This window comes from Myxococcus sp. AB036A (assembly GCF_006547355.1).
Classification (GTDB): Bacteria; Myxococcota; Myxococcia; order Myxococcales; family Myxococcaceae; genus Myxococcus; species Myxococcus virescens.
Map to the genome: position 1 here is coordinate 1 of NZ_VHLC01000252.1, position 416 is coordinate 416.

The following is a 416-nucleotide window of genomic DNA, read 5'->3' on the forward strand; positions in this document are numbered from 1 at the left end:
GTTTATGTCGCTCTGCCGCCTGGCGCAACAGGTGATTTGCCAGTAGCGGAATGTCTTCTGTGCGCTCTGCCAGAGCCGGAATTTTCAGGCTGACAACGTTGAGGCGGTAATAGAGATCTTCACGGAATTCCCCGCGCGCCATCGCTTTTGGCAGGTCGCGGTGAGTGGCGGAAATAATCCGCACGTCGATATCAATATCGCGGTTACTGCCCAGCGGGCGCACTTTACGCTCCTGCAACACGCGCAGCAGTTTGACCTGTAACGGCGCAGGCATATCGCCAATTTCATCGAGAAATAGCGTTCCGCCTTCCGCCGCCTGGAATAAACCTTCGCGATTGCTGACAGCGCCAGTAAACGCGCCACGCGCATGACCAAACAGCTCCGACTCCAGCAATTGCTCAGGCAATGCACCACAG

At 56.5% G+C, this 416-nt stretch carries 1 pseudogene; it reads right to left on the reverse strand.

The features are described 5' to 3' along the window. Positions 1-416 (reverse strand): annotated as a pseudogene (gene qseF, locus FL344_RS38305) (two-component system response regulator QseF/GlrR); the annotation flags it as partial.